Genomic DNA, 8,135 nt, shown 5'->3' with positions numbered 1-8,135 from the left:
TTACGGCGTCCCCGCAGACCCACAGTGCCCCGCCATCCCACGGAATGCCGCGTTGGCTTTTGACGTTGCCGTTGCTTGAAGCTTCGGCAGGTGCAGGGCGCAGCCCTGCCGACACACTTACTCCCTAGAACGGAGCCGTTGACTCGAACGCGAGCACCTCGCCCGTCACCGGGTGGGTGAACCGCAGGCTGCGCGCATGCAGATGCACGCGCTGCGCGGGTGCGGCGCCATACAGCACGTCACCGACGATGGGATGGCCGAGACTGGCCATGTGCAGGCGCAGCTGATGGCTGCGGCCCGTGATCGGCTCCAGCGCCACGCGGGTGCGCTGCGCTTCAACATCACGCGCCAGCACGCGCCAACGCGTCAGCGCCGGCTTGCCGCGTTCGTGATCGATCATCTGCTTCGGCCGGCTCGGCCAGTCCACGATCAACGGCAGGTCCACTTCGCCGGCATCGCCTTGGAGCAGCCCCTGCACTACCGCTTCATACCGCTTGCCAACCTGGCGCTGCTCGAACTGCATCGACAACGCCGCCTGCATGTCCTTGCCACGCGCATGCAGCAGCAGCCCGGAGGTCACCTGGTCCAGGCGGTGCACGGTCAACGCATCCGGATACAGCGCCTGCAGGCGCGCGACCACGCAGTCCTGGTTCTCGGCGCTGCGGCCGGGCACGGACAGCAGGCCGGCCGGCTTCTCGGCCACCAGCAGTGCGTCATCGATGTAGTGCAGGTGGATCATGCGGTTCCAGGAACTCCAAATGAAAACGGGGAAGCCGAAGCCTCCCCGTTTTCTGCGTACCGAGCGGAGCCGGTACCGCCTGCATCAGCCCAGCAGGTGGGCGACGCCGGCGCGCTCTTCTTCCAGCTCGGCCAGGGTCTTGTCGATGTACTTCTGGCTGAAGTCGTCGATCGGCAGATCCTTCACCAGGGTGTACTTGCCGTTCTCGGTGGTCACCGCGAAGCCGAAGATCACGCCTTCCGGAATGCCGTAGGAACCGTCGGACGGCACGCCCATGGTGACCCACTTGCCGTTGCTGCCCAGCACCCAGTCACGCACGTGGTCGATGGCAGCGTTGGCCGCCGAAGCGGCCGAGGACGAGCCACGGGCTTCGATGATCGCCGCACCGCGCTTGCCCACGGTCGGGATGAAGGTGTTGGCGTTCCACTCCTGGTCGTTGATCGCATCGGCAATCGACGCACCATCGGCGGTGGCGAAACGGTAGTCCGGGTACATGGTCGGGCTGTGGTTGCCCCACACCACCAGCTTTTCCATGCCACCGACCGGCTTGCCGAGCTTGGTCGACAGCTGGCTCAGGGCGCGGTTGTGGTCCAGGCGCAGCATGGCGGTGAAGTTTTCCGGCTTCAGGTCCGGGGCCGACTTCATGGCGATGTAGGCGTTGGTGTTGGCCGGGTTGCCGACCACCAGCACCTTCACGTCACGGCTGGCGACCTTGTTCAGCGCCGCGCCCTGGGCGGTGAAGATCTTGGCGTTTTCCAGCAGCAGGTCCTTGCGCTCCATGCCCGGGCCGCGCGGACGCGCACCAACCAGCAGGGCGATGTCCGCGTCCTTGAACGCCACTTCGGCGTCGTCGGTGCCGACCATGCCGGCCAGCAGCGGGAAGGCGCAGTCTTCCAGCTCCATCATCACGCCCTTCAGGGCGGCCTGGGCCTTGTCCACCGGCAGTTCCAGCAGCTGCAGGATGACCGGCTGGTCCTTGCCCAGCATTTCACCGGAGGCGATGCGGAACAGCAGGGCATAACCGATCTGGCCGGCGGCGCCGGTCACGGCAACACGAACGGGTGCTTTCATGGGGGTTTCCTCTTGCTTGCAAGCGTTTGATGGGACGCCGCGGGCGGAGCCACGCAGGCCTGGCGGGCGGCGGGGAACAGGGAAACGGCCACCCGTGGGTGGCCGTTTCAAAAGGGGATCAGGCGGCGAGGTGCTTGTTCCACTCGGCGACGCGGTCGGCCTGGGCGGCCAGTACGGCGTCGACGTCGCCTTCCAGGGTGATCGAATGGATCACATCGCCCTGCTTGACCGAATCGACGATGGCCTGGCCTTCCAGAACCTTGCCGAAGACGGTGTGGCGGCCGTCCAGCCAGTCGGTCTTGATGTGGGTGATGAAGAACTGGCTGCCGTTGGTGTTCGGGCCGGCGTTGGCCATCGACAGCGAGCCGACCTCGTGCTTCACGCCGTTCTTCTCGTCTTCGAACTTGTAGCCCGGGCCGCCGGTGCCACGACCCTGCGGGCAGCCGCCCTGGATCATGAAGTCGGCGATCACGCGGTGGAAGATCAGGCCGTCATAGAAGCCGTGCTTGACCAGGTTCACGAAGTTGGCCACGGTCAGCGGCGCCTTGTCGGCAAACAGCTCGACCTTGATCGGGCCCTGGGTGGTGTCGAAAGTGGCGATGAGGGACATGAAGATCCTTGATGCAAAGGGGAATGCGTCTAGCCACCTAGTTTACACCCGGCTCGCGGCGGCGGCGGCTTCGACCATCGGCGCAGGTACCGGCTTCAGCCGCCGGCAGGGTCGCTCCGGGCGTCTCCCCGACGGCCCGCCCCGGCACCGCCGGACGGCCAGCTGAATGGGCGCCTGCGCGGGCGTGAAATCCACCTTTTCGCGAATCGTCAAGTTCGACGTATAATGTTGGACTTCTTTTTCCAAATCCGGCGCCGACTGGCCCCCTTTCGTATGTCCATCGAAAATCTTCGCAACATCGCCATCGTCGCCCACGTCGACCATGGCAAGACCACCCTGGTCGACCAGCTGCTGAAGCAGTCCGGCACCCTGTCCGAGCGCACCGTCCTCGCCGAGCGCGTGATGGACAGCAACGACCAGGAAAAGGAACGCGGCATCACCATCCTGGCCAAGAACACGGCCATCACCTGGGAAGACAAGCGGACCGGCGTCAAGAACCGCATCAACATCGTCGACACCCCTGGCCACGCCGACTTCGGCGGTGAGGTCGAGCGCGTGCTGTCGATGGTCGACACCGTGCTGATCCTGGTCGACGCGATGGACGGCCCGATGCCGCAGACCCGCTTCGTCACCCAGAAGGCCTTCGCGATGGGCTTCAAGCCGATCGTGGTGGTCAACAAGATCGACCGTCCGGGCGCGCGTCCGGAGTGGGTCATCGACCAGGTCTTCGACCTGTTCGACAAGCTCGGCGCCACCAACGAGCAGCTGGACTTCCCGATCGTCTACGCCTCGGCCCTGAACGGCTACGCCGGCCTGGAAGACACCGTGCGCGACGGCGACATGACCCCGCTGTACGAAGCGATCATGCAGCACGCGCCGAAGCCGGAAGTGGACCCGGAAGGCGCGTTCCAGATGCGCATCAGCCAGCTGGACTACAACAACTTCGTGGGCGTCATCGGCATCGGCCGCATCCAGCGCGGCACCCTGAAGAAGAACATGCAGGTCGCGGTCATCGACCGCGAAGGCAAGAAGCGCAACGGCAAGGTCGCGCAGGTGCTGGGCTTCCTGGGCCTGGAGCGCATCGAGCAGGACACCGCCGAAGCCGGTGACATCGTCGCCATCTCCGGTATTCCGGAGCTGACCATCTCCGACACCCTGTGCCACCCGGACACCCCGGAAGCGCTGCCGGCACTGACCGTCGACGAGCCGACCATCTCGATGACCTTCCAGGTCAACAACTCGCCGTTCGCCGGCAACAAGGACCTGTCCGGTGGCAAGTTCCTGACCAGCCGCCAGATCAAGGACCGCCTGGACCGTGAAAAGGTCCACAACGTGGCCCTGAAGGTCGAACAGCTGGAAGACGCCGACAAGTTCCTGGTCTCCGGCCGTGGCGAGCTGCACCTGTCGGTGCTGATCGAGAACATGCGCCGCGAAGGCTACGAGCTGGCCGTGTCGCGCCCGGAAGTGATCATCAAGGAAATCGACGGCCAGATGATGGAGCCGATCGAGCAGCTGGTGGTGGACATCGAAGAAATCCACCAGGGCGGCGTGATGGAAAAGCTGGGCACCCGCAAGGGCCAGCTGAAGAACATGGAGCCGGACGGCAAGGGCCGCGTGCGCCTGGAATACTCGATCCCGGCCCGTGGCCTGATCGGTTTCCAGAACGAGTTCAAGACCCTCACCCAGGGTTCGGGCCTGCTGTTCCACGTGTTCGACCATTACGGTCCGAAGGAACAGGGCGCGATTGCCAAGCGCATCAACGGCGTGATGATCGCCAATGCGCCGGGCGTCACCCCCGCCTACTCGCTGGGTCCGCTGCAGGAGCGTGGCAAGCTGTTCGCCGCTGAAGGCGACAACGTGTATGAAGGCCAGCTGGTCGGCATCCACTCCAAGGACAACGACCTGACCGTCAACGCGATCAAGACCAAGCCGCTGACCAACATGCGCGCTTCGGGCAAGGACGATGCGATCCAGCTGACCCCGGCGATCAAGTATTCGCTGGAACAGGCCCTGGACTTCATCGAAGACGATGAGCTGGTCGAGATCACCCCGAAGGAGATCCGCCTGCGCAAGAAGTTCCTGACCGAAAGCGACCGCAAGAAGGCTTCGCGCGGCGGCTGAGCCAGCACCCCGTGAACCCGAGCGGTTACAACCCGGATCCGCACCGGCATCCGGGTCTCCATGTCATCGCCCTGCTCGAAGCGAGCAAGGCGATGCTGGCGCTGTTGGCTGCCACCGGGCTGGAAGTGCTCGGACCGCAGCCGCTGCGGCACGGCATCATGGTCCTGATCCGGCGTTTCAGCCTGGATCCGGACCATGGCACCCTGCCCTCGCTGCTGCACATGATCAGCCCCGACGCGGTGCACCTGGCCGCGGCGGGGATGATCGGCTACGGCCTGCTGCACCTGGTCGAAGCCTGGGGCCTGTGGCGGGCCAAGGCCTGGGCCTCCTGGCTGGGCTGCCTGACCGCCTCGCTGTACCTGCCTTTCGATATCTTCGCGATCATCCGCCACCCCGGCTGGCCCTCCTGGACGATCCTGGCGATCAACCTGATCGTGGTCTACGTGCTGGCTCGCGACCTGCGCAAGCGTCACCGCTGAGCACCGGCTACACTGGGGATTGGAGCCGACCAAGCCGCCCCATGCGCCCGTCCTTGCCGCCTCTGCTGATCTGCCTGCTCAGCGCGCTGCCTGCGCTGTTTTCGGCTGGCTGCAGTCCGGCCGCGTCGAGCGCGCATGCCGCCGAACCTGCGAGCCGCAACGTGCCGTTCCCCTACGCCGAAACCGATGTGGCCGACCTGCAGGCGCGGATGACCGCCGGCGAACTGGACAGCGTCACCCTCACCCAGGCCTACCTGCAGCGCATCGCCACCCTGGACCGTGCCGGGCCACGCCTGCGCGCGGTGATCGAACTCAATCCCGATGCCCTGAAGGAAGCTGCCGCACGCGACCGCGAGCGCCGCGACGGCCGCGTGCGCGGTGCGCTGCACGGCATTCCGGTGCTGCTGAAGGACAACATCAACGCGGCACCGATGAGCACCACGGCCGGTTCGCTGGCGTTGCAGGGCTTCCGTCCTGACGATGCGTACCTGGTGCGACGCCTGCGCGAGGCCGGCGCCGTGGTGCTGGGCAAGACCAATCTCAGCGAGTGGGCCAACTTCCGCGGCAACGACTCGATCTCCGGCTGGAGTGCGCGCGGCGGCCAGACCCGCAACCCCTACCGCCTCAGCCACTCCCCCTGCGGCTCCAGCAGCGGCAGCGCGGTGGCGATGGCAGCCAATCTGGCCAGCGTGGCGATCGGCACCGAAACCGACGGCAGCATCGTCTGCCCGGCCGCAATCAACGGAATCGTTGGCCTGAAGCCCACCGTCGGGCTGGTCAGCCGCGACGGCATCATCCCGATCTCCTTCAGCCAGGACACCGCCGGGCCGATGACGCGCAGCGTGGCCGACGCGGCGGCCGTGCTGACCGCGATCGCCGGCCGCGACGACGCCGACCCGGCCACCGCGACCATGCCCGGCCGCGCAGTCTATGACTACACCGCGCGCCTGGACCCGCAGGGCCTGCGTGGCAAGCGCATCGGCCTGCTGCAGACACCGCTGCTGACCTATCGCGGCATGCCCCCGCTGATGGAACAGGCAGCCACCGAGCTGCGCCGCGCCGGTGCGGTGGTGGTGCCGGTGGAACTGCCCAACCAGGGCGCGTGGGCCGAGGCCGAGCGTACGGTGCTGCTGTACGAGTTCAAGGCCGGCCTGGAGCGCTACCTCAACACGCACCGGGCGCCACTGCGGCGCCTAGCCGACCTGATCGCCTTCAACCAGGCACACCCCAGGCAGGAACTGGGCCTGTTCGGCCAGGAACTGCTGGTGGAGGCCGACGCCACCGCCGGCCTGGCTGATCCCGCCTATATCCGTGCACGCAGCGATGCGCGCCGGCTGGCCGGCCCCGAAGGCATCGATGCCGTCCTCGCTGCCCACCAGCTCGATGCCCTGGTGGCGCCGACCACCGGTGTGGCTTGGCCGATCCGCAGCGAAGGGGACGACTTCCCCGGCGAGAGCTATGGCGCTGCCGCCGTGGCCGGGTATCCCAGCCTCAGCGTGCCGATGGGCCAGATCAATGGGCTACCCGTGGGCCTGTTGTTCATGGGCACCGCCTGGAGCGAACCGAAGCTGATCGAAATGGCCTACGCCTACGAACAGCGCACCCGTGCGCGGCGGCCCCCGCATTTCGATACCGACGCCCTGATCGACGCCGGCGATCCCTGATCGTGTTTCTGTAGAGCCGAGCCCACGCTCGGCTTCAACGGAAAACCGGAAGCAGCCAAGCGTGGCTCGGCTCTACAGAAGCTGGTCGGGCTCCACCGGCAAGATCGCCGCCTCGCCATCTTCCGCACCCGGTGAGCGCACGTCGGCCGTGCGTGCATGCGGCCCGCGCGGCATGTCCTGCTCATCCTCGTGCTGCACGCGCGCACGTACCTGGGGCAACGACTGTGGATGCTCACGCGCGAGGAAATCGAGCATGCGCTCGCGCACCAGGCAGCGCAGGTCGAAGGCATCGCCGGAGCTGCGTGCGCTGACCAGCAGCCGCACCTGGATTGCACGCTGGCTGGTTTCGGTCACCTGGGTCACGCAGACCCGGCCATCCCACAGCGCTTCACCCCGGCAGATGCGCTCCAGCTCGCTGCGGATCGCCGCGATCGGCGCGCGGTAGTCCAGCCACAGGAACGCCGTCCCCAGCAGATCCGCGCTGCGTCGCGTCCAGTTCTGGAAGGGATTCTCGATGAACCAGGTCAGCGGCACCACCATGCGCCGCTCATCCCAGACCCGCACCACCACATAGCTGCTGCCGATTTCCTCGACACGCCCCCACTCACCTTCGACGATCACCACGTCGTCCAGCCGGATCGGTTGGGTCAGCGCAATCTGCAGGCCGGCAATCAGGTTGCCGAACACCGGCTTGGCCGCGATGCCCGCCACCAGCCCGATCAGTCCCGCCGATGCCAGCAGCGCGGTGCCGATCTTCTGCACCATCGGGAAGGTCAGCAGCACCAACGATGCGCCGAGCACGATGATGCCGCCCATCAGCACCCGGCTGAGCACCCGCGTCTGGGTCTGGATGCGGCGTGCTTCCAGATTGTCGGCGACATCGATGGGATGGCTGCGCAGGAGGGCCCGCTCGCCCGCCGCCACCGCCCGCACCAGCAGCCAGATGAAGCAGGCAGTGAGTGCGATATGCAGTATGTGCTGCAGGTGACCCAGCAGCGGATCCTGCAGGGGCGTAGCCTGCAAGGCGGGAATCAACAGCAGCAGCGGCCACGCGGTGGCCATTGGCAGCCCGAGCACACGACCGATGCGCGCACGCCGGCGATCACGCCCTTTCAGGCGGTGATAGATCCACAGGATCAGCCACGCGCCTATGCCGCCCACCACTACGGCCAATCCCAACGGCCATGCGTAGGCCTGTGCGCTCTGCCAGTGCACCGTTGCCACCTCCAGTCGAACAAGCAAGTGGACAGCCTCGCGCATGGCGCATGAGCGTCACGTCAGCCGTTTGTAAGCAGGGTGTTGGTCGACAGGGCTTGCAGCCCTGCACCTGCGGACGCAACGGCAACGGCCGAAGCAACAGCAACAGCAGAAGCGGGTATTCCGTGGGATGGCGGGGCGGGTCCGGTGTGGGGGGGAGGCGGGAACCCGCTCTGTAGTGGGGTGGGGGCGGG

Annotated in this window: 7 protein-coding genes; 3 read left to right on the top strand and 4 right to left on the bottom strand. The window is 66.5% G+C overall.

The window, feature by feature from the left end; all coding sequences use genetic code 11:
- Window positions 1-124: 124 nt before the first annotated feature.
- From ARC23_RS13440 to ARC23_RS13430, 3 genes are all read right to left on the bottom strand, one after another.
- Window positions 125-739, bottom strand: coding sequence for an RluA family pseudouridine synthase (locus ARC23_RS13440; protein WP_057497661.1), 615 nt, complete (start codon window positions 737-739; stop codon window positions 125-127).
- A gap of 84 nt (window positions 740-823) precedes the next feature.
- Window positions 824-1,810, bottom strand: a complete 987-nt coding sequence (locus ARC23_RS13435; protein WP_004153634.1) for a malate dehydrogenase — start codon at window positions 1,808-1,810, stop codon at window positions 824-826.
- Window positions 1,811-1,928: 118 nt separating this feature from the next.
- Window positions 1,929-2,420 (bottom strand): peptidylprolyl isomerase, encoded by a 492-nt coding sequence (locus ARC23_RS13430; protein ID WP_005408225.1) that lies wholly within the window; start codon window positions 2,418-2,420, stop codon window positions 1,929-1,931.
- Between the two features lie 273 nt (window positions 2,421-2,693).
- Here ARC23_RS13430 and typA point away from each other — a divergent pair, with 273 nt between their 5' ends.
- Genes typA through ARC23_RS13415 form a run of 3 tightly spaced genes read left to right on the top strand, consistent with a single transcriptional unit; the run spans window position 2,694 to window position 6,684 of the window.
- Window positions 2,694-4,541 (top strand): translational GTPase TypA, encoded by a 1,848-nt coding sequence (gene typA / locus ARC23_RS13425; RefSeq protein ID WP_057497660.1) that lies wholly within the window; start codon window positions 2,694-2,696, stop codon window positions 4,539-4,541.
- An 11-nt stretch (window positions 4,542-4,552) separates the two neighbouring features.
- The gene (locus ARC23_RS13420) at window positions 4,553-5,020 is read left to right on the top strand and encodes a DUF2127 domain-containing protein (RefSeq protein ID WP_049467554.1); all 468 of its coding nucleotides are present in this window, start codon (window positions 4,553-4,555) and stop codon (window positions 5,018-5,020) included.
- A gap of 41 nt (window positions 5,021-5,061) precedes the next feature.
- Window positions 5,062-6,684: an amidase gene (locus ARC23_RS13415; protein ID WP_057497659.1), complete on the top strand. Its 1,623-nt coding sequence runs from the start codon at window positions 5,062-5,064 to the stop codon at window positions 6,682-6,684.
- 72 nt (window positions 6,685-6,756) lie between these two features.
- Here the strand turns inward: ARC23_RS13415 and ARC23_RS13410 are convergent, their stop codons facing one another.
- Window positions 6,757-7,944, bottom strand: a complete 1,188-nt coding sequence (locus tag ARC23_RS13410) for a mechanosensitive ion channel family protein (protein ID WP_341271526.1) — start codon at window positions 7,942-7,944, stop codon at window positions 6,757-6,759.
- Window positions 7,945-8,135: the final 191 nt, after the last annotated feature.

Source organism: Stenotrophomonas beteli, assembly GCF_001431665.1.
GTDB classification, from domain to species: domain Bacteria; phylum Pseudomonadota; class Gammaproteobacteria; order Xanthomonadales; family Xanthomonadaceae; genus Stenotrophomonas; species Stenotrophomonas beteli.
Note: the sequence above shows the minus strand (reverse complement) of the source record. Positions and strands in the feature narration are given on the sequence as shown.